Here is a 19,240-nt window from a genome sequence, read left to right on the forward strand (position 1 = left end):
CCCCCGGAGCGTTACGCTGCGTCGGTGATGGACAGCTCCGTACCTCCCCACCCGTTCGAGCCGCGGCCCCGGCGCCGTGACCGTCATGGCCGCGGTATGCGCGGGCCGGTCGCACCACCGCAGGTGCCTCTGTCGGCCAGCCGGGGCGAGACCTTCCGTGATCTGGTCCAGGACTCGGTGGAACGGCTGGAGCGGCGCTGGCCCCAGCTGGCCGAGGTCGACTTCGTCGTCCTCGACGTGCCCGGCACCCCGGAGGAGATCGTTCCGCTCGGCAGCTCGGTGTCCGCGGAGAAGGGGCGGCCCGCGCAGATCGTCGTCTACCGGCGGCCCGTCGAGATCCGCACCAAGAGCCGCGACGAGCGCGCCCTGCTCGTGCACGAGGTCGTCGTCGAGCAGGTCGCCGAGCTGCTGGGGCTGGCGCCCGAGTCGGTCGACCCCCGGTACGGGCAGGACTAGGGCCGGCGGCGGGGCGCGCCCCTCAGTCGTCCAGGACCGAGAGGTCCTGCCGGGCCGTCGGGACCTCGACCGTGCCCCCGTCGTCGGGGAGCGTCTGCACGGTGAACATCTGGACGCCGTCCTCCGTGCGCGCCAGGGAGCGCGACGCGTGGACCGGGCCGCCCGACGTCGTCTCGACGGTCAGCGCGTAGGCACCCTTGAGCCCGTCCGGGGCCTTCGGGGTGACGGCGAGGGTCGTGCCGGCCTTGACCGTGTACGTCTCCACGGCCGGTTCGCCGCCGCCGCTGCCCGCCGACGCGGTGACCTTCACCTTGGCCGTGGCGCCCGGCGCGGTCAGTGACAGCGTCGAGCCCTTGGCCCGGTTGTCCGGGACGCTCGCCCGTGCGCCGACCGGTCCGGTGGCCGGGATGTAGGCGATCTCCTGCTTGTCGCCCTTGCCCCGGACCACGCGCAGCGCGGCCACGATCGGGGTCGCCCGGTCCTTCTGGACGGGGCTCAGGCGCAGGGAGCCCGGCTCGCCGCGGGTGACGTCCTTGAGGTCGACGGTCGCCGTCATCGAGGACTTGATGTGCAGGGTGGCGTTCCCGGCCGGGGAGAACGCCGCGTTCTTCCCCATGAGCTGGACCTTCACGTCCGCGTCGTCCTCGCCGGGAGCGAACGCCACCAGCTGTACGGAGGTGGCGTCGGCCGGGATGCCCGGCAGCACGAGCGTGCCGGTGGGGTCCTCGGACGCGGTGATCCAGTCGCTGCCCGCGGTGTCGTCGGCGCTGAGGACGACCGCGCCGACCCGGCCCGAGCGGGTGGTGACGTGGGCGGTCAGCTGGTCGACGGCCTCGGTGGTGAGGGTGGACAGCAGTACGGCGACGCTGGAGCGGGCCGGCACGGTGATGCCGTCGCCCACGTCGGACTTGAGCGCGCCCTCGGGGCCGTACAGCTCGATGTCGGCGACGGCGGCGGAGTCCTCGGGGTTGGTGAGGTGGAGGTAGTCCTGGCGGGACTTCGCGGTGCTTGCGCCCGGGAACCAGAAGTCCGTGTCGGGGGCGGTGCAGGTGACCCCGAGGAGTCCTCGGGAGCCGCCCGCCGTGACCTCGGTGATCTGCTGTGCGGCCCAGCCGGGGGCAAGGCGGCCGGTGGCCGTGCCGACGAGGGCCGGGGCGTCGGAGCCGTCCGCCTCGGCGACGACCGGCTTTCCGGGCTCCTTCACGGCGAGCACCGGCTTGTCGGCCTTCTCCTTCGCCTTCTTCGCCGCTTCCTCGGCCTTCTTGACCTTCTTCGGGTCGGTCTCGTCCTCGTCGTCCACGACCGGCAGGGCCGGCTTCAGCTCGGCGGTGCCCTTGGCGTCGCCGCCCTCGCCCGCCGGGGTGAACGCGGTGTACTGCGTCTCCGCGAGTTCGGAGTTGCTGGGCGCCGGGCAGACCAGGCTGGAGCGCTCGACCGGCAGCAGCGCGGCGGACTTCGGCCCGGTGCCGGCCGGGGCGCCGGGCGCGGTGACCGTCGCGAATCCGGTGATGGCGGCCAGGACGGCGGCGCCCGCGATCAGGGACAGGTGGGTGGACTTCACTCGGACTCGCCTCGCGATGCGTTACCGGTCTGCCACGGGGCCTGGCCCGGGGCCGGGGGGTCGGTCTGTTCGCCGTTCTCGGCGGGGTGCTGGTCGGGGGCGGTGTAGGGGGCGGTGTAGGGGGGCTGCTGGTACTGCCCGCCGACGTACTGGCCGTACTCGTCGTACGCGCCCTGGTCGTTGTACGTACCCTGCGCGCCGTACGTGCCCTGCTCGTTGTAGGTGCCCTGGTCGCTGTACTGCTGCGTGTAGGGGTCCTGGGCGTCGTATCCCTGGTAGCCGGCGCTCTGCTGTTGCTGTTGTTGCTGTTGTTGCTCCGGCTGCTGCTGGGCGTACGGGTCCGGCTGGTACGGCGTGTAGTAGTCGGCGCCCGGCTGCTGCTGCCCGTCCCACTGCGCGTACTCGCCGTACTGCTGCTGCGGGACCGCCGCATAGCCGCCGGTGGCTTCCTGCGGGTCGTGCGCCGGGGGGTTCGCGGCGTACGGGTCGGCGGACTGCTGCGCGGGGATGTACTCCCCCGGGTTCACGGCCGGGTCCGCGGCCGGGTCCGCGATCCGCGACGGATCGTGGTCGTCCGGGTGGGCGGCGTCCCCGGCCTCCTCGGCGGCGGCCGCCGCCTCGGCCTGGGCCGCGGCGCGCAGCCTGCGGGCGCGGCGGCCCTCTCCGTCGACCGGCTCGGCTGCGACGGCGAGCGCCTCCTCCTCGGGCAGGTCGTCGTCGATCTCCCGGCGGCGGCCCGGCAGCGCCATGACCACCAGGACCAGGAGGAGCCCGGCCTGCGCCCAGATCCACGCGGTGTGCGTGATCGGGGCGTCGTAGGTGAGGTCCAGACGGCCGCCCTCCGCGGGCAGTTCGAAGCCCTGGGCCCAGCCGTCGACCGTCTTGCGGGTCAGCGGCTTGCCGTCCAGGGTCGCCGTCCAGCCCGGGTCGGCGGCGTCCGCGATCCGCAGCACGCGGCCCTCTTCGCCGGACGGGATCTCGGTGTGGGCCTCGACGGCGGCCGAGCCGACCGGAACGTGCTCGCCCTCGCCGGAAGCCGGGGTGATCATGACGCGGGCGACCTGGCGGTCCACCCGCCACAGGGCGCTGCCGTCGAGCTGGCTGAGGCGGCTGAGGCCGGGCGTCGAGTCGAGGACCCGGCTCATCTGGCGCGGTGCTCCGTCCCGGACGAGGACGTAGCGGATCGCGAAGCCGCTGAGCTGGCCGCCCTGGTCGGCGCCGGAGCCGGCGACGAGGTTGGCGACGACCTTGTCGAGGTGGCTGTTGCTGCCGCCCGCCTCGGTGAGTTCGCCGTCGCCGAGGCGGGCGCCCGAGCCGCGGACCAGGCTGTACGCCACGGAGTCGGGAGAGCTGCCGCCGAGGGCGAGGGTGCGGGGCTGGTCGCGGGTGGTGCTCTCCTCCGCCACGAAGGCGGGCACCTGGACGGGGTCGCGTCGCTCCAGGGGCCCGTCCGCGCCGCCGATCATCCAGCCGAACGCGGCCAGGACCGGGGCCGCTCCGGCGGCCAGCGCGATCAGTGCGGCGACGGGCTGGCGCCAGCCGAAGCTCTGCTCGGCGACCCGGATGCGGGCCCCGTCCGCGCCCACCAGGGCGGCGGCGATCAGGGCGGCGCCGTAGACGAGGGTGGCGGGTCCGGCCCAGGTGGACCCGTTGGCGACGGCGGCGAAGAGGAAGCCGACGAGCGCGACGGCCCAGGCGGTGCGGACGGCGAACTGCCGATCCTCGCGCAGCAGGGCGGCGAGCGCGGCCAGCACGATGCCGAGGAGCAGGATGCCGCCCGCCGCGCCGGGGCCGCCGGGGCTGATGCCGAGCAGGTCGAGGCCCGATGCCGTTCCCGTACCGATGTCCAGGCCCGCTTCGGTCAGGAGCGCGGACGGGTTCGTCAGGAGGGTGAGGGACCAGGGGGCGAGGACCAGGACCGGGGTGCCGACGGCGGCGACGAAGCGGAGTCCGTACGCCGTGATGTCGCCGCGTCGCAGCACGAGCACGCCGATGCCGAGGACCACGGCGAGCGGCCAGACGATCGGGGTGAACGCCATCATGACGGTCAGCAGCAGCGTGTACGCCCAGGTGGCGCGCCAACTGCCGCGCTCCCCCGCCGCGCTGTCCACGCGCAGCCCGTGGGCGGCGACGCCCGCGCGGGCGGCCAGCGGGAGCAGGACGAGAAGGACGGCGGTGCCCAGGCGGCCGGTGGCGAGAGCGCCGGTCGCGGCGGGCAGGAAGGCGTACGCGACGCTCGCCCAGGCCCGCAGGAGCCGGGAGGGGAGCAGCGGGCGGGAGGCGAAGTAGGCGGTGAGCCCGGCCAGCGGGATCGAGCAGACCAGCAGCACGCTGACGGCGAGGCCCGTCGAGCCGAGGAACAGGGCCGACAGGGCGGCGAGCAGGGCGAGGTAGGGCGGGGCGGTCTGGGTGCCGCCGGTGCCGACGGTGTGCCAGGCGTCCGCGTACTGCCCCCAGAGCGCGCCGACCTCGGCCGGGGCGGGCAGCAGGGCGCCGCCCGCCAGTGCGCCGCCGCTGAGGAGGTTGCGGCCGGCGATGAGGGAGACGATCAGGAGCAGTGCGAAGAGGATGGGCCCCGGTTTGCGGCCGATGCGCTTGAGGCGGGCGAACTGGTCGATCTCCAGGAAGTCGGCGTCGTCGCCGCCGGGGCCGGATTCGACGGCCCCGTGCCGTGAACCGCCCGAGTCGGCGTCCGTACGGCCTCCGAAGTTGCCCGCGACCTGGTCGACCGTGGCCCGGACGGTCGCGCCCGGCGGCGGGAACAGGGCGCGCAGCTCGGCGGCGTCGACGACGCCCTTGCCCCGGTTGCGGCGGGCGGCGAGGATGCGGCCGGGGCGCAGCAGGGTGCCGAGGAGGCCGGTGACCTCGTCGAGGGCCTGGCCGGGCACCTTGCCGACGAGGTAGGCGAGGGTACGGAGCAGGGTGCCGACGACGAGCCGGAGCAGGACCCAGGGCAGGGCCTTGCCCCGTGCGTTGACGAGCATCGTGTAGACCGCGCCCGCCTTGTCGACGCGGTGCGGGCTGGCGACCGAGCGGCCGGCGCAGTCGATGGGGCGGCGTTCGCGGGCGGAGGCCTCGGCGTGCCGCAGGACGGCGTCCGGGGCGACGAGGACCCGGTGGCCCGCCAGGTGGGCGCGCCAGCACAGGTCCACGTCGTCGCGCATCAGCGGGAGCCTGCGGTCGAAGCCGCCGAGCTCCTCGTAGACGTCGCGGCGAATGAGCATGCCGGCGGAGGAGACGGACAGGACGGTACGGACCTGGTCGTGCTGGCCCTGGTCCTGCTCGCGGCGGTCCAGGCCCGTCCAGCGGCGTCCGCTGTTGGCGATGGAGACGCCGACTTCGAGGAGCTGCTTGCGGTCGTACCAGCCGCGCAGTTTGGGTCCGACGATCGTGGCGTGCTTGTCGGTGTCGACGACGCGCAGCATCTCGGCGAGCGCGTCCGGCTCGGGGGCGCAGTCGTCGTGCAGCAGCCAGAGCCACTGGACCGGTTCGCCGTGCGGCAGTTCGGGAAGGTCGTAGTTCTCGTCGACCCAGGTCCGGCCGGCCGGGTCCCAGCCGCTGGGGCGCTTGAGGTACGGCAGGTCGTCCGGGGTCAGGACTCCGGCCGTGCGGGCCGCCTCGTCGACGGCGGTGCCGAAGCTCGTACGGCGTGCGAGGTGCAGGACGCGTTCGTCGCCGAGCGCCTCGGTGACCAGCCGGGCCGAGTCGTCGGCGCTGCCGGTGTCGGCGGCGACGACGTTCTGTACGGGGCGTTCCTGCCCGAGCAGCCCGGCCAGCACGTCGGGCAGCCAGCGGGCGCCGTCGTGGGAGACGAGCACGGCGGTGACGACGTGCCGGGGGAACTCTGGGGCGGCGGCGGCCGCATTCGGCGCCGCCGAGTGGCTGTGCACGGACATCGAGGTACGGGCCCTCCGGCCGGGTCCGGGGGCGTCCCCGGGGGCTGCATCGGTGTACACGCGCGCGCCGTCGGGGCGTTGGCGCGTCTCGGACGGGGCCCCACACTAACGGTACGGACAGGTGGCGGGGGTCCGAGCGGGTGAAGGGGCCGGGCGCGGACATGCCTACGGCCCGTCGGCCGAGCCCCGGGGAAGGGGTCGGTGGACGGGCCGTCGGGGGTGGAGATGCGGGGATGCGGGTCGCTCTGCGGCTCGCGGGTGGGTGCGGCGGGTGATGGTCCGGGATGCGCCGGGCTTGTTGGGGCTTGTTGGGGATGTTTCGGAGTGCGCCGGAGGCCTGGTGGGGGGGTGGGCGGTACGGGATGCGCCGGGGTCCCGTCGGGGCAAGCTCGGGGCCGGGTCCGGTACGGGGTGGTTCGGGGGTGCGCCCGGGTGCTGCCCGGGTCCGGTCGGGGGCGGTGGTCGGTGCCCGACGCGTCCGACGACGGGGCCGGCCGGGGGCGGACGTCAGATGGCGGCCTTCTTGAGGCGCCGTCGCTCCCGCTCGGAGAGCCCGCCCCAGATGCCGAAGCGTTCGTCGTTGGAAAGGGCGTACTCAAGGCATTCCGAACGCACCTCACAGGCGAGGCAGACCTTCTTGGCCTCGCGGGTGGATCCGCCCTTTTCGGGAAAGAAGGACTCGGGATCGGTCTGGGCGCACAGTGCGCGCTCCTGCCAGCCGAGTTCCTCGTCCGCGTCCTCGACCAGCAGTTGCTGGAACAGCTCGGTCATGTGCGCCCCTCGTCTGTCTCTTGCGTCCCGTGATGCAGCCGTTTGCGGCTGAACGACACGAGTGAAATTACAAGTGTGTAGCTCCGGGCCAGTCAAGCGAGGATCTGCTATTGGCCCAGGGATTCACTCTGCGGAACCAAGCGTATGCAGAAAGTGTTCAAATCAGCAAAAACCTGACATATGCCACAGGCTCCACAACCCAGCACCCTCTCTCGTGAGAGACGAGCGAAGGCGCCCTTGTGTTGCGATTCGATCACTGAAGCGATCAAGATCACAGTCAGGTCACGGAGCGTCAGCCGCGTTTGAGGGCGCGGATGATGCGCCACATGTCCCTGCTCAAGGGCGCATAAACCTTTCTCCGAACTCATCAACCGGAAGGGGTGAAACATTGCCCCCATTTCGGGCATTGGGTTGACAGCGGACGTCCGAGCCGGTCTCCTTGGTGCCATGCCAGCGACCACAGCCATGCAGGTCACCCACGTCCGTGGGTTCCGTAGTGCTGTCCAGGCCCGCTGTTGCTGTTCCAGCTGTCACAGCTGTTGATGCCGTAGCGCTCCAGCTCTGATCCAGCCTCTCCGGTCGAGCGTCTTTCTTCGTCTTCCCCCGCTCTCCCCCGCACCTCGCGTTTTCCGCGGCTCGTTCCGAGCTGCCGACGCTCACCGCGACTCCCCGCACGTGCACCCCCCATGCCGAGGAACCACCGCAGCCATGAACAGCGACAGCGACCTTCAGATCGCCGGCGACATCCTTGAGGTCCAGCACCTCCTGCAGCCCGCCCGCGAGCACCCCTCCACCGTCTCCGAATTCGTCGGCCTCGCGCGTTCCATCGCGGCCGACCGCGCACAGTGGGCCGGAATCATCCAGTACGACTCCGCCTCCCGCTGGTACCACCGCCTGCACCAGGGCCCCGGCTACGAGGTGTGGCTGCTCAGCTGGGTGCCCGGGCAGGGCAGCGGGCGTCACGACCACGGCCTCTCCGCCGGCGTACTGACGGTCCTGGAAGGCGAGTTGACCGAGCACACCGAGCGCGGGACGCGGGCTCTCGGCGCGGGCGCGCAGCGCGCCTTCGCCCCGGGGTACGTCCATGAAGTGGTCAACGACTCGCTCGAACCGGCCGTGAGTCTGCACATCTACTACCCGGGCCTGACCGAGATGCCGATGCACGCCACGCAAAGCGCCCCGACGGCCGTGGACGCCGTACCCGCCTGACAAACTGCTCTGCATGCGCATTGTTGTTCTGGCCGGTGGCATCGGCGGTGCCCGCTTCCTTCGCGGCCTCAAGCAGGCCGCGCCCGACGCGGACATCACGGTGATCGGCAACACGGGTGATGACATCCATCTGTTCGGGCTGAAGGTCTGTCCCGACCTCGACACCGTGATGTACACCCTCGGCGGTGGCATCAACGAGGAGCAGGGCTGGGGGCGGACCGACGAGACCTTCCAGGTCAAGGAGGAGCTCGCGGCGTACGGAGTGGGCCCCGAGTGGTTCGGGCTCGGCGACCGCGACTTCGCGACCCATATCGTCCGTACGCAGATGCTGGGCGCGGGTTATCCGCTGAGCGCGGTCACCGAGGCGCTCTGCGCCCGGTGGCAGCCGGGCGTACGGCTGCTCCCCATGTCCGACGACCGGGTCGAGACGCATGTCGCCGTCGAGATGGACGGCGAGAGCAAGGCGATCCACTTCCAGGAGTACTGGGTGAAGCTGCGCGCCTCCGTCGTGGCGCAGGCGATCGTGCCGGTCGGCGCGGAGCAGGCCAAGCCGGCTCCGGGGGTGCTGGAGGCCATCGGTTCGGCCGATGTCATCGTCTTCCCGCCGTCGAACCCGGTGGTGTCCGTCGGCACGATCCTCGCCGTGCCCGGGATCCGGGAGGCCATCGCCGAGGCCGGGGTGCCGGTCGTCGGCCTCTCCCCCATCGTCGGGGACGCGCCCGTGCGCGGGATGGCGGACAAGGTGCTCGCCGCGGTGGGCGTCGAGTCGACCGCCGCCGCGGTGGCCCAGCACTACGGTTCGGGGCTGCTGGACGGCTGGCTGGTGGACACGGTGGACGCGGGTGCGGTCGGCGAGGTCGAGGCGGCGGGGATCCGCTGCCGGGCGGTGCCGCTGATGATGACGGACGTGGACGCGACCGCCGAGATGGCTCGGCAGGCGTTGGATCTGGCCGAGGAGGTCCGGGCGTGAGCGGCTCTGCCGGGGTCGGTGACGGTGGTCCTGGGGCTGGTGACGGTGGTCCTGGGGCTTCCGATGGCGCTGCGGCTTCCGGGGGTGCGCCCTCGTTTCAGGTCTGGGCGTTGGGCGGGATTCCCGAGGTGCGGGCCGGTGACGATCTCGCCAAGCTGATCGCCGCGGCCGAGCCCGGTCTGGTCGACGGGGACATCCTGCTCGTCACCTCGAAGATCGTTTCCAAGGCCGAGGGCCGTGTCCTCCGGGCCGCCGACCGCGAGGCCGCCATAGACGCCGAGACCGTGCGGGTCGTGGCCCGGCGCGGGACGCTGCGGATCGTGGAGAACCGGCAGGGGCTGGTCCTGGCCGCCGCCGGGGTCGACGCGTCGAACACGCCGGCCGGGACCGTACTGCTGCTGCCGGAGGATTCCGACGCCTCCGCCCGGGCCATCCGGGACGGGTTGCGGGACACCCTCGGCGTGGAGGTCGGCGTCGTCGTCACGGACACCTTCGGGCGGCCCTGGCGCAACGGGCTGACCGACGTCGCGATCGGGGCGGCGGGGGTGCGGGTGCTGGACGATCTGCGGGGCGGGACGGACGCGTACGGCAATCCGCTCAGCGCCACGGTCGTGGCCACGGCCGACGAGCTGGCCGCGGCCGGGGACCTGGTCAAGGGCAAGGCGGAGGGGCTACCGGTCGCCGTGGTGCGGGGGCTGCGGCACGTGGTGTCCCCCGGCGACGAGGACTCCGCCGGCGCTCGTGCGCTCGTACGGGGTGCGGCCGACGACATGTTCCGGCTCGGGACGTCGGAGGCGGTCCGTGAAGCGGTGACGCTGCGGCGTACGGTGCGCGAGTTCACCGACGAGCCGGTGGATCCGGGGGCCGTGCGGCGGGCGGTTGCCGCGGCGGTGACCGCGCCGGCTCCTCATCACACGACGCCGTGGCGGTTCGTGCTGCTGGAGTCCGCCGAGTCGCGGACCCGGTTGCTCGACGCGATGCGGGACGCGTGGATCGAGGATCTGCGGCGCGACGGCAGGAGCGAGGAGTCGATCGCCAAGCGGGTGCGGCGCGGCGATGTCCTGCGCAACGCGCCGTATCTGGTGGTGCCGTGCCTGGTGATGGATGGCTCCCATACGTACGGGGACGAGCGGCGGGACACGGCGGAGCGCGAGATGTTCGTGGTCGCGGCGGGGGCCGGTGTGCAGAACTTCCTGGTGGCGCTGGCGGGTGAGCGGCTGGGGTCGGCGTGGGTGTCCTCGACGATGTTCTGCCGGTCCGTGGTGCGGGAGGTGTTGTCGCTGCCGTCGTCCTGGGATCCGTTGGGGGCGGTGGCTGTGGGGCATGCGGCGGGGGTGCCTCGGGAGCGGGGCGTTCGGGATGCGGAGGCGTTTCTCACCGTGCGGTGAGGTGGGGGGCGGGGAGGCGTGGGTGCCGCTGCGCGGGGCCTTTCCCCTACCCGCCCCTTCCCGAAACAGGGGCTCCGCCCCGGGCCCCTTTGTCCTCAAGCGCCGGACGGGCTGGGTTCGGGGCTCTGCCCCGGGCCCCGCTCCTCAAGCGCCGGAGGGGCTGGAAGCAACTCCGGAGGGGCTGGAAGCAGCCCTGGAGGTGTTGGAAGCAAACGCCGGAGGAGCCGGGAAGCAGTGCCGGAGGAGCCGGAAGCAGCCCCGGAGGGGCTGGAAGCAAACGCCGGAGGAGCCGGAAGCAGCGCCAGAGGTGCTGGAAGTAAACGCCGGAGGGGCTGAAAAGGCCCAGGAGAACGCGACGCCTGAGGGGCCGGGAACGCCGGGCCTCGGAACGGCTACAGGTGGGTGATGTCGCCCGGGGTCATCCTCGGGGACCGGCGTTTCGGGGTGTGGCCCGAGAGCAGGATCAGGCGGGTCGCTCGGTGGCGTTGGCCTTCGTACGGGGTCAGCAGGGTCAGCATCTCCTCGTCGTCCGCGTCTCGGTGGTCCGCCAGGGCGTGGCCCACGATGCCCGGGAGGTGCAGGTCGCCGACCGTGACCGCGTCCGGTGCTCCGTTGGAGCGCTGAAGGGTCTCGGCCGCGGTCCAGGGGCCGATGCCGGGGATCAGTTCCAGGCGGGTCAGGGCCTCGGGGAGGTTCATCGTCGCCGCCTCCTCCAGCCGGCGGGCCACTCGTACCGCGCGCAGGATGGTCGACGATCGCTTGGCGTCGACGTTCGCCCTGTGCCACTCCCAGGACGGGATCATCGCCCAGCCCCGCGGGTCCGGCATGACGTGCAGGCCCAGCTCCGCGGTGGGGCCCGGGGCGGGGGTCCCGAAGCGGCGGACCAGGTGGCGCCAGGCGCGGTACGCCTCGTCCGTGGTGACCTTCTGCTCCAGGATCGAGGGGATCAGCGATTCCATGACCAGGCCCGTGCGGAGGAGTCGCAGGCCCGGGCGGCGGTGGCGGGTCAGGGCGAGCAGACGGTGGCGGGGGACGAAGGCGTCCGGGTCGTCGTCCGCGCCCAGGAGTGCGGGGAGCCCCGCCAGCAGCCAGTCCGCGCCGGGGCCCCAGGCCGTCGCCGCGATCCGGTCGCCGCGCGCCGCGACGCGCAGGGTGCCGGGGCCCTCGGGCGTACGGGTGGCCCGCCAGAACGTACCGTCCGCGACCATCCGGAATGTGGGGTCCGCCGGGCCCCGGCGCAGGGGGCCGAGGACGAGGCGGAGGTCCAGCGGGCCGGGCGGGGTCAACTCCCGGGTCAGCGGCGGGCCGTCGTGCGAGGGCTCAGCCGCCCGGACCGCCGGAGCGCCGTGCGAGGGCTCAGCCGCCCGGACCGCCGGGCCGTCGTGCGAGGGCGCGGCCGTCCGGAGCGCCGGGGCGGCCGCCTGGTGCGGCAGCGCCGCTCGCGCCGAGCGGGGGGCGAATCGTCCTGCCACGGGTGGGCCTCGGAGTTCTGGGGGAGAGAGGTCGGTCCCTTCGAGGGTACGGGTGCGGGTGCGGGGCTACTGGTCCGAGGAGAAGCGGACCGAGGCGTCCGGCAGGACCGCGCCGCACCAGATCCTGATCCCGTCGCGCAGTTCGTTGTCCGCGCCCACCTGCGCCCCGTCGCCGATCACCGCGCCCGTCAGCACCGTACGGTCGCCGATCCTGGCGCCGGCCCCGACCAGGGAGTCCGTGATGACCGCGCCCGCTTCGACGACCGCGTCGGCCAGGATCGTCGAGCCGTCTATTCTCGCGCCCGCGCCGATCACCGCGCCGGCGCCGACCACCGTGCCGCCGGTGAGCTTGGCGTCCGGGGCCACGGAGGCGGTCGGCAGGACCAGGCGGTCGCCGCAGCGGCCGGGGACCGCCGGGGACGGGGCGCGGCCGAGGACCAGGTCGGCGGAGCCGCGGACGAAGGCGCCCGGGGTTCCGAGGTCCAGCCAGTACGTGGAGTCGACCATGCCCTGGAGGTGGGCGCCGGAGGCGAGCAGTCCGGGGAAGGTCTCGCGTTCGACGGAGACCGGGCGGCCGGACGGGATGGAGTCGATGACCGAGCGCCGGAAGATGTACGCCCCGGCGTTGATCTGGTCGGTGACGATCTCTTCCGGCGTCTGCGGCTTCTCCAGGAACGCCGTGACCCGGCCCGTCGCGTCCGTCGGCACGAGGCCGAAGGCGCGCGGGTCCTCGACCCGGGTCAGGTGGAGGGAGACATCCGCCCCGGAGACGGTGTGCGAGGTGACCAGGGCCCGGATGTCGAGCCCGGTCAGGATGTCGCCGTTGAAGATCAGGACCGGTTCGTCCGGCCCCGAGGACAGCTTCGGCGCGACGTTGCGGATGGCTCCGCCGGTGCCGAGCGGCTCCTGCTCGGTGACGTACTCGATGTGCAGGCCGAGCGAGGAACCGTCGCCGAAGTACGGCTCGAAGACCTCCGCCAGGTAGGACGTGGCGAGCACGATGTGCTCGACCCCGGCCGCCCTGGCCCGCGCCAGCTGGTGGGTGAGGAAGGGGACCCCCGCCGCCGGAACCATCGGCTTCGGGGTGTGCACCGTGAGCGGGCGCAGTCGGGTGCCTTTGCCGCCGACCAGGAGAATCGCTTCTTTTGCCTCTGTCACAGCACCGTCTCTGCTTCCTGCTGGGGCCTGGCCGGGATATGGCTGGCCAGTCTAAGCAGACCGGTCGGTAACGCCCCGGTCAGCGGCCCTGCAGTTTGGCGGAGCTGGTCCGGGCCGTGCCGAGCTTCTTGTAGAGACGCGCTCCGGGACATTCGGTTGCGAAGCCGTCCCGATGGCCCGAGATGACGTTCATTTTGACCTTTTTGCCCTTGCTGTACTTGCCGCTGCCGCCGGAGACGAGGGTGACCTTGCCCTTGGGGTTGGCTCCGAACAGCCCGAGCTTCCAGGCGGTGAGCTTGGAGACGGCGGTCACCGCGGCGGCGGGCGGGTTGGTGGAGGAGTACGTGCCGAGCACCGCGACCCCCATGGTGTTGGTGTTGAAGCCCAGCGTGTGCGCCCCGAGGACCGCCTTCGCGACGCCGCCGGCCCGGCCCTCGTAGATGTTTCCGCACTTGTCGACGGCGAAGTTGTAGCCGAAGTCGCGCCAGCCGCTGCTCTTGACGTGGTAGCGGTAGATGCTGCGGAGCACCGAAGGGGCCTGCTTGCAGGTGTAGTTGTTCCCGGTCGCGCTGTGGTGGACGAAGGCCGCCTTGACGGACTTGGTGTACGCGAAGTTGCGCTCGCGGAGCTTCTCGTCCGCGCCCCAGCCCTTGCGGGTGACGATCTTCGGCCGGGGTCCGATGTACGGCTTCGCCCCGGCCGCGACGATCGCCGCCTCCTCCTCCGTCTCCGCCTTGGTCAGCGCGGGGATGACGGTCGCGCCGAGCGGCGCGAGGTCCGCGTTGACGGCCGAGGTGGCGGCGGATTCGGCGGTGAGCACCTCCGGCACGGCCGTCGTCGTCGCCGGCGGAACCGGGTTGCCGGCGAACGCCGCCGGGGTGACGGTCCGGCCGGCGGGGGCGGGTTCGGGCGCGGGGTCCGCGCCGGGGTCGACGAGTTCGAGGCGCAGCCCTTCGGGGAGCGGTACGGCGGCCGGGTGCTGCGGATCGGCCGCCTCCGGGCGGACGCGTACCTCCACTCCGTCCGAGTCGCCGACCCAGAGCGGGGCGGTCGCTCCGCGCACGGCGCCGGAGGCCCGCTCGGCGCTGCCCAGGTCGGCGGCGTGTTCGGCGTTGTGGGTCTCGACGTCCTGCCAGTCCGACCAGCTCGTGCCGCCGGTCGCCCGGGTGCGGACCTGGACCGTGCCGTGGAGTTCGGCTTCGGCGTCGTCCCAGACGACGCCCACGAGGGAGAACGGCCGGGCCGTCCGCCGGTCCAGTCCCTGGCCGGACGCCGCGGGGCCCACGGCCCGGTCGGACGGTGCGGCGAGGGGTTCCAGGGGCAGGGACTGCGTCGAGCCCGCGAGCGCGGCCGCGCGGGTCTCGCCGGTGCGCGGAGGGGCGGCTTCGGGGGCTTCGGGGACTTCGAGGGTGCCCCCTTCGTTCGCTTCGTCGGGGGCGGCTTCGGTCCGGGCCGACGGCGGGCCGGATCCGGGCGACTCGGGGGACAGGGAAGGAGGCCGGGCCGAGGCGGAGTGCGCGGCCGGGGCGGACAGGGCGGGGGCGGCGAGCGGCAGGGTGAGGGCCGCCGCGCAGGTGACGCCGACTGAGGTGACCAATAGTGCACGCATACGCACGATCCTGGCCATACAGTCAGGAGTCCGGCTACCCGGACATCGACCCCGGCGTGACGCACCGTCGGCCGAACCGGTGTACGTGACACCCGTTCAGCCCGCCCCGCACAGCGCCCCCGCGTACGCTTGCGCGGATGAACTCCAGCGACCGCACCCCTGCCGACCTGCTGCGATCCGCACTCGCCGCGGACCCGGCCCGCCCCCTGGTCACCTTCTACGACGACGCCACCGGAGAACGCGTCGAACTGTCGGTGGCCACCTTCGCCAATTGGGTGGCCAAGACCGCCAATCTGCTCCAGGGCGATCTCGCCGCGGAGCCGGGCGACCGGCTCGCCCTGCTGCTCCCCGCGCACTGGCAGTCCGCGGTCTGGCTGCTCGCCTGCTCCTCCGTCGGGGTCGTCGCCGACGTCCAGGGCGACCCGGCCGCCGCCGACCTCGTCGTGACCGGCCCGGACACCCTGGAGCGGGCGCGGGCCTGCCGGGGCGAGCGCGTCGCCCTCGCCCTGCGGCCGCTGGGCGGCCGGTTCCCGCAGGCGCCCGAGGGGTTCGCGGACTACGCGGTGGAGGTGCCGAGCCAGGGCGACCGCTTCGCGCCCTTCGCCCCGGTGGACCCCGAGGCGCCCGCGCTGGCCGTCGGCGGGATCGGGCTGACGGGTGCGCAGCTCGTTGCCCGGGCCCGCGAGGACGCCGACGCTCTCGGTCTCGTACCGGGGTCCCGGCTGCTGACCGGGCGGACGTACGACACCTGGGAAGGGCTGAGCGCCGGACTCTTCGCGCCACTGGCGGCCGGTGGGTCCGTGGTGCTCTGCCGCCACCTCGGGCAGCTCGACGCGGAGGGGCTGGCCAAGCGGACCGAGAGCGAGCGGGTCACCAACACCGCGGTATGACAAGCGCTCTGAGGTGCACTCGTCCGGCCCACAGCGGGCCGAGTCCTCGGTAATCGGCTCCGGAGCGGGTAGATGATCGGGCGGTACAGACCACTCTCCTGGCCGTGCACAACCAAGCGTGAGTTTCAGCCGTCTACTCCTGCGACCGGCGGCCCCTCGCGCCGCCGAACGTGAAGGATGGACGCAGACGTGACCGACAGTGCTGGCCCGCCGTCCGACCCGGACCACCCGGCCGGGGACAAGCCGCAGGGCAGGTCGCAGGAAGAGTCCGGACCCGAGGGCGTGACCCCCGAGGACGGGGTCTCGCAGGACGGTTCGCCGCAGGGCGACGCCCGGCGGGAGGGGACCCCGGCGGCCGAGGACGCCCAGGAGCCTCCGGAGTCCGCGGAGTCCGCAGAGTCCGCAGAGTCCGCGAAGACCTCGGAGTCTGCGGAGACCCCGCAGGCCTCGGACGAACCGGCGGCCCCGGACGAACCGGCAGCCTCGAAGACCCCGCAGGCCTCGGACGAACCGGCTGCCTCGGACGACCCGGCGGCCGGGAAGGAGTCCCCGGCCGCCGCGGAGCCCGGGATCACGCCCGACCCCGGCCCCGACCCTGAGCCCGACCCCGCAAAGGCCGGGAGCGATGCGAGCACCGGCGTGCAGACCTGGGCCGACCGACCCAAGGACGGCGTCGTCGCCGCGCGCAAGAGCCACTGGCTGCGCTGGACCGCGCTCGCCGCCTCGTTCCTCGTGCTCGTCGCGGCGGGGGCGGGCTGGTGGCTCTACAAGAAGCTCGACGGGAACATCACCACCGACACGAGCGCCGCCGCCGAGCTCAAGGCGTACGAGAAGGAACGGCCGACCCCGGTCGTCATGGACGCCCAGAACATCCTGCTCATCGGGTCCGACAGCCGGGCCGGGGACAACAGCGAGTACGGCCGGGACGACGGCGGCAGCCAGCGCTCCGACACCACGATCCTGCTGCACCTCGCGGCGGACCGGAAGAGCGCGACGGCCGTCTCCCTCCCCCGCGACCTGATGGTGGAGATCCCCAGCTGCCGCACCGAGGACGACAAGGAGACGCGGGAGCAGTTCACCCAGTTCAACACCGCGTTCGAGCTCGGCGGCACCGCCTGCACGATCCGCACCGTGGAGCGGATGACCGGCATCCGCATCGATCACCACATGGTCGTCGACTTCAACGGGTTCAAGGACATGGTCGACGCCGTGGACGGGGTCGAGATCTGCCTCAAGGAGCCGATCGACGACAAGGACGCGCACCTGGAGCTCCCGGCCGGCCGGCAGACGCTGAACGGCGAGGAGGCCCTCGGCTACGTACGGGCGCGCAAGACCCTCGGCAACGGCAGTGACACCGAACGCATGGAGCGCCAGCAGCAGTTCCTGGGCGCTCTCGTCAACAAGATGCAGAGCAACGGCGTCCTCCTCAACCCGACGCGGCTCTACCCGGTGCTGGACGCGGCCACCAAGTCGCTGACCACCGACCCGGGGCTGGACTCGCTGCGCGACCTGTACGACCTGGTGCGCGGGATGCGCAACGTGCCGACCGAGCAGGTGCAGTTCCTGACCGTGCCCCGGCAGCCGTACCGCAACAACATCAATCGGGACGAACTCGTCGAACCGGACGCGGGTGACCTGTTCAAGCAACTCCGCGAGGACCGGCCCGTCGCCGTGGTCCCGGCCGACGAACTGAAGGAAGCACAGCAGGACCAGGAAAGGAAGCAGGACGGCAAGCCGGACGACACAGGGTCCGAAAGCCCGACGCCCACACCCACCTATTCAGGGTCGAGCGCGGCGGACGACCTGTGCAAGCAGTAAAGCAATTGCCAAGACACAGAACACAATCGACGCCTAATGGGAAGAATGCCCGGTTGTAAGGGGCGTGGAATGTGTCACGCACGTCGCTCGACGCGGAATCGGCCGGATAGTGTGACGCGATCCGGTGCTTCCGGCCGTCAGGTCGTGCACTGCTGGAGCGAAGGAACGAGCGCCTTGCCGGGGGAGGGCGCCTCGCGTGGCACCGACGGAGGACGCAGGCAACCGTGGACGCGCACAGTCGTGGACGGGCGGACGATATCGACCCCGCCGACCAGTGGGTACTCAACCCGAACACCGGCAATTACGAATTGCGACTGGATCACTCCGCTGGGGAGTCGAGCAGCCCTTCACGTACGGCCACGGCCGAAGGAACCGGTCGCCGCGGCGGCTCCCGGACCGGTTCGTCCCGCGAGGGTTCGGGGCGCCGCGGCTCCGGTTCGCGTGAGCGTGAGCGCGAGGAAGCTCCGGACGGGCCGCGCCAGGTGCCCGGTCAGCGCAGCCGCCGCAGCTCCCAGGGAGGACGCGGGGCCGCTGAACCGCCCTCGGCCGGCCGCCGGAAGCGCAAGCCCCAGAAGTCGCGCAAGAAGAAGGCGCTGCTGTGGACGGGCGGGGTCATGGCGTTCGTCGTGGTCGCCGGCTCGGCCGGAGCGTACGCGCTGTACCAGAAGCTCAACGGAAACATCGACGCCATCGACGTGGGCGACGCCGGCAGCAAGAACGTCGTCACGGACGGCCCGATGAACATCCTGATCATCGGCACCGACAAGCGCACCGGCAAGGGCAACGAGGGGTACGGCGACAAGGGCAGCGAGGGCCACGCCGACACCACCATCCTGTTCCACGTCTCCGAGGACCGGACCAACGCGACGGCGATGAGCATCCCGCGCGACCTGAAGACCGAGATCCCCGAGTGCGAGACGAAGAACGAGGACGGCACCACCACGGTCGTCCCCGGCACCCCGAACGAACGCTTCAACACCAGCCTCGGCCAGAACGGCCGTGATCCGGGCTGCACCATGAGGACGGTCGAGAACATCACCGGCCTCAAGCCCGACCACTTCATGATGGTCGACTTCAACGCGGTCAAGTCCCTGACGTCGGCGGTCGGCGGTGTCAAGGTCTGCATGGCGAAGCCGATCGACGACCCGAAGTCGCATCTGAAGCTGCCGCAGGGCGAGTCGAAGGTGCAGGGCGAGCAGGCGCTGGCCCTGCTGCGCACCCGGGACAGCTTCGGCAACCGGAGCGACCTCGACCGGATCAAGGTGCAGCAGCAGTTCCTCGGCTCCATGATCCGGGAGATGAAGTCGAGCGACACCCTGACCAACCCGAAGAAGCTGTACAAGCTGGCCGATGCCGCCACCGACGCGCTGACCGTCGACAAGGCCATCGGCGACGCCAGGAAGTTGGTGACGCTGGCCGAGGAGATCGGCAAGGTCGACACCAAGAACATCAGCTTCCTCACGATGCCGGTCATCGACAACCCGGCCGAACCGAAGCCCATCACCGTGGTCGTGGACCCGGTCAAGGGCGAGCAGCTCTTCGCGATGATGCGCTCCGACACCTCGCTGACCGAGGTGAAGCAGAAGGAGAAGGCCGCCAAGGGCAAGCAGGCGGCCCTGCTCAAGGGCCCGAAGGCCGAGGCCGCCGACGTACGCGTGGACGTCCTCAACGGCGGTGAGATCCCCGGCGCGGCGGGCGCGACCGTCAACTGGCTCCAGAACGAGCAGGGGGTGCCGAAGTCCACCAACAAGGCCAACGCACCCGAGAAGATCAAGAAGACGACACTGGAGTACGCGCCCAACCAGGCCGATCAGGCCCGGGCGCTCGCCGAGATGATGGGGCTGCCCGCAACGGCCATGAAGAAGGGCACCGCCGACGCCGAGGGGCTTGAGGCGATGGTGCTCACGCTGGGGGCGGACTTCAAGGGCGCGGGCCAGCTCATCACCGGACCGGCGAAGCCTCCCAAGGACATCGAGAAGGCAAGCGCCGACAAGGCGGTATGCGCCCAGTGACACCGGGTCACCGCGCCACAGCGGAAATCT

Annotated in this window: 13 protein-coding genes; 7 read left to right on the plus strand and 6 right to left on the minus strand. The window is 72.2% G+C overall.

The features are described from left to right. The first annotated feature begins 27 nt into the window (after window positions 1-27). Window positions 28-456 (plus strand): metallopeptidase family protein, encoded by a 429-nt coding sequence (locus IE272_RS28280; RefSeq protein ID WP_032792958.1) that lies wholly within the window; start codon window positions 28-30, stop codon window positions 454-456. A 22-nt stretch (window positions 457-478) separates the two neighbouring features. Here IE272_RS28280 and IE272_RS28285 read toward each other — a convergent pair whose 3' ends face one another. The 3 genes from IE272_RS28285 to IE272_RS28295 form a co-directional block, all read right to left on the minus strand. Next, complete coding sequence (locus IE272_RS28285; RefSeq protein WP_190008685.1) at window positions 479-2,017, minus strand: DUF5719 family protein; 1,539 nt, start codon at window positions 2,015-2,017, stop codon at window positions 479-481. Beyond that, entirely contained in the window at window positions 2,014-5,913 is a 3,900-nt protein-coding gene (locus IE272_RS28290) for a glycosyltransferase (RefSeq protein ID WP_190008805.1), read from the minus strand. Before IE272_RS28290 ends, IE272_RS28285 begins: the two co-directional genes overlap by 4 nt. 507 nt (window positions 5,914-6,420) lie before the next feature. After that, the gene (locus tag IE272_RS28295; protein WP_003968728.1) at window positions 6,421-6,684 is read right to left on the minus strand and encodes a WhiB family transcriptional regulator; all 264 of its coding nucleotides are present in this window, start codon (window positions 6,682-6,684) and stop codon (window positions 6,421-6,423) included. Window positions 6,685-7,392: 708 nt separating this feature from the next. Between IE272_RS28295 and IE272_RS28300 the strand changes: the two genes are divergently transcribed. Genes IE272_RS28300 through IE272_RS28310 form a run of 3 tightly spaced genes read left to right on the plus strand, consistent with a single transcriptional unit; the run spans window position 7,393 to window position 10,251 of the window. Beyond that, window positions 7,393-7,893, plus strand: coding sequence for a cysteine dioxygenase (locus IE272_RS28300; protein ID WP_190008687.1), 501 nt, complete (start codon window positions 7,393-7,395; stop codon window positions 7,891-7,893). Window positions 7,894-7,906: 13 nt separating this feature from the next. Beyond that, the gene (gene cofD / locus IE272_RS28305; RefSeq protein WP_050358998.1) at window positions 7,907-8,863 is read left to right on the plus strand and encodes a 2-phospho-L-lactate transferase; all 957 of its coding nucleotides are present in this window, start codon (window positions 7,907-7,909) and stop codon (window positions 8,861-8,863) included. Then, entirely contained in the window at window positions 8,860-10,251 is a 1,392-nt protein-coding gene (locus tag IE272_RS28310; protein ID WP_373304202.1) for a coenzyme F420-0:L-glutamate ligase, read from the plus strand. The genes cofD and IE272_RS28310 overlap by 4 nt, the downstream gene beginning before the upstream one ends. 392 nt (window positions 10,252-10,643) lie before the next feature. Here IE272_RS28310 and IE272_RS28315 read toward each other — a convergent pair whose 3' ends face one another. The 3 genes from IE272_RS28315 to IE272_RS28325 all read right to left on the minus strand — a co-directional run bounded on the left by IE272_RS28315 (window position 10,644) and on the right by IE272_RS28325 (window position 14,490). Continuing rightward, window positions 10,644-11,723 carry a DNA-3-methyladenine glycosylase family protein gene (locus IE272_RS28315; RefSeq protein WP_190008689.1) on the minus strand — a complete coding sequence of 360 codons (1,080 nt, stop codon included), beginning with the start codon at window positions 11,721-11,723 and terminating at the stop codon, window positions 10,644-10,646. A gap of 66 nt (window positions 11,724-11,789) precedes the next feature. After that, window positions 11,790-12,881: a mannose-1-phosphate guanylyltransferase gene (gene manB, locus IE272_RS28320; protein WP_050358996.1), complete on the minus strand. Its 1,092-nt coding sequence runs from the start codon at window positions 12,879-12,881 to the stop codon at window positions 11,790-11,792. Window positions 12,882-12,960: 79 nt separating this feature from the next. Beyond that, window positions 12,961-14,490: a peptidoglycan recognition protein family protein gene (locus IE272_RS28325; protein ID WP_190008690.1), complete on the minus strand. Its 1,530-nt coding sequence runs from the start codon at window positions 14,488-14,490 to the stop codon at window positions 12,961-12,963. Window positions 14,491-14,627: 137 nt separating this feature from the next. On the opposite strand from IE272_RS28325, the gene IE272_RS28330 reads away from it, so the two are divergent. The 3 genes from IE272_RS28330 to IE272_RS28340 all read left to right on the plus strand — a co-directional run bounded on the left by IE272_RS28330 (window position 14,628) and on the right by IE272_RS28340 (window position 19,210). After that, window positions 14,628-15,380, plus strand: a complete 753-nt coding sequence (locus IE272_RS28330; RefSeq protein ID WP_057663317.1) for a TIGR03089 family protein — start codon at window positions 14,628-14,630, stop codon at window positions 15,378-15,380. 177 nt (window positions 15,381-15,557) lie between these two features. Then, window positions 15,558-17,198: an LCP family protein gene (locus tag IE272_RS28335; protein WP_190008692.1), complete on the plus strand. Its 1,641-nt coding sequence runs from the start codon at window positions 15,558-15,560 to the stop codon at window positions 17,196-17,198. Window positions 17,199-17,422: 224 nt separating this feature from the next. Next, window positions 17,423-19,210: an LCP family protein gene (locus IE272_RS28340; protein WP_373304203.1), complete on the plus strand. Its 1,788-nt coding sequence runs from the start codon at window positions 17,423-17,425 to the stop codon at window positions 19,208-19,210. The last annotated feature ends 30 nt before the right edge of the window (window positions 19,211-19,240 follow it).

It is taken from the genome of Streptomyces anulatus (assembly GCF_014650675.1).
Lineage (GTDB): Bacteria > Actinomycetota > Actinomycetes > Streptomycetales > Streptomycetaceae > Streptomyces > Streptomyces anulatus.

Excerpts from the sequence above, each read along its gene's own strand:
- IE272_RS28280 (WP_032792958.1), top strand. The coding sequence starts at position 28 with ATGGACAGCTCCGTACCTCCCCACCCGTTCGAGCCGCGGCCCCGGCGC.
- IE272_RS28290 (WP_190008805.1), bottom strand. The coding sequence starts at position 5,913 with ATGTCCGTGCACAGCCACTCGGCGGCGCCGAATGCGGCCGCCGCCGCC.
- IE272_RS28295 (WP_003968728.1), bottom strand. The coding sequence starts at position 6,684 with ATGACCGAGCTGTTCCAGCAACTGCTGGTCGAGGACGCGGACGAGGAA.
- IE272_RS28300 (WP_190008687.1), top strand. The coding sequence starts at position 7,393 with ATGAACAGCGACAGCGACCTTCAGATCGCCGGCGACATCCTTGAGGTC.
- cofD (WP_050358998.1), top strand. The coding sequence starts at position 7,907 with ATGCGCATTGTTGTTCTGGCCGGTGGCATCGGCGGTGCCCGCTTCCTT.
- IE272_RS28325 (WP_190008690.1), bottom strand. The coding sequence starts at position 14,490 with ATGCGTGCACTATTGGTCACCTCAGTCGGCGTCACCTGCGCGGCGGCC.
- IE272_RS28330 (WP_057663317.1), top strand. The coding sequence starts at position 14,628 with ATGAACTCCAGCGACCGCACCCCTGCCGACCTGCTGCGATCCGCACTC.
- IE272_RS28335 (WP_190008692.1), top strand. The coding sequence starts at position 15,558 with ATGGACGCAGACGTGACCGACAGTGCTGGCCCGCCGTCCGACCCGGAC.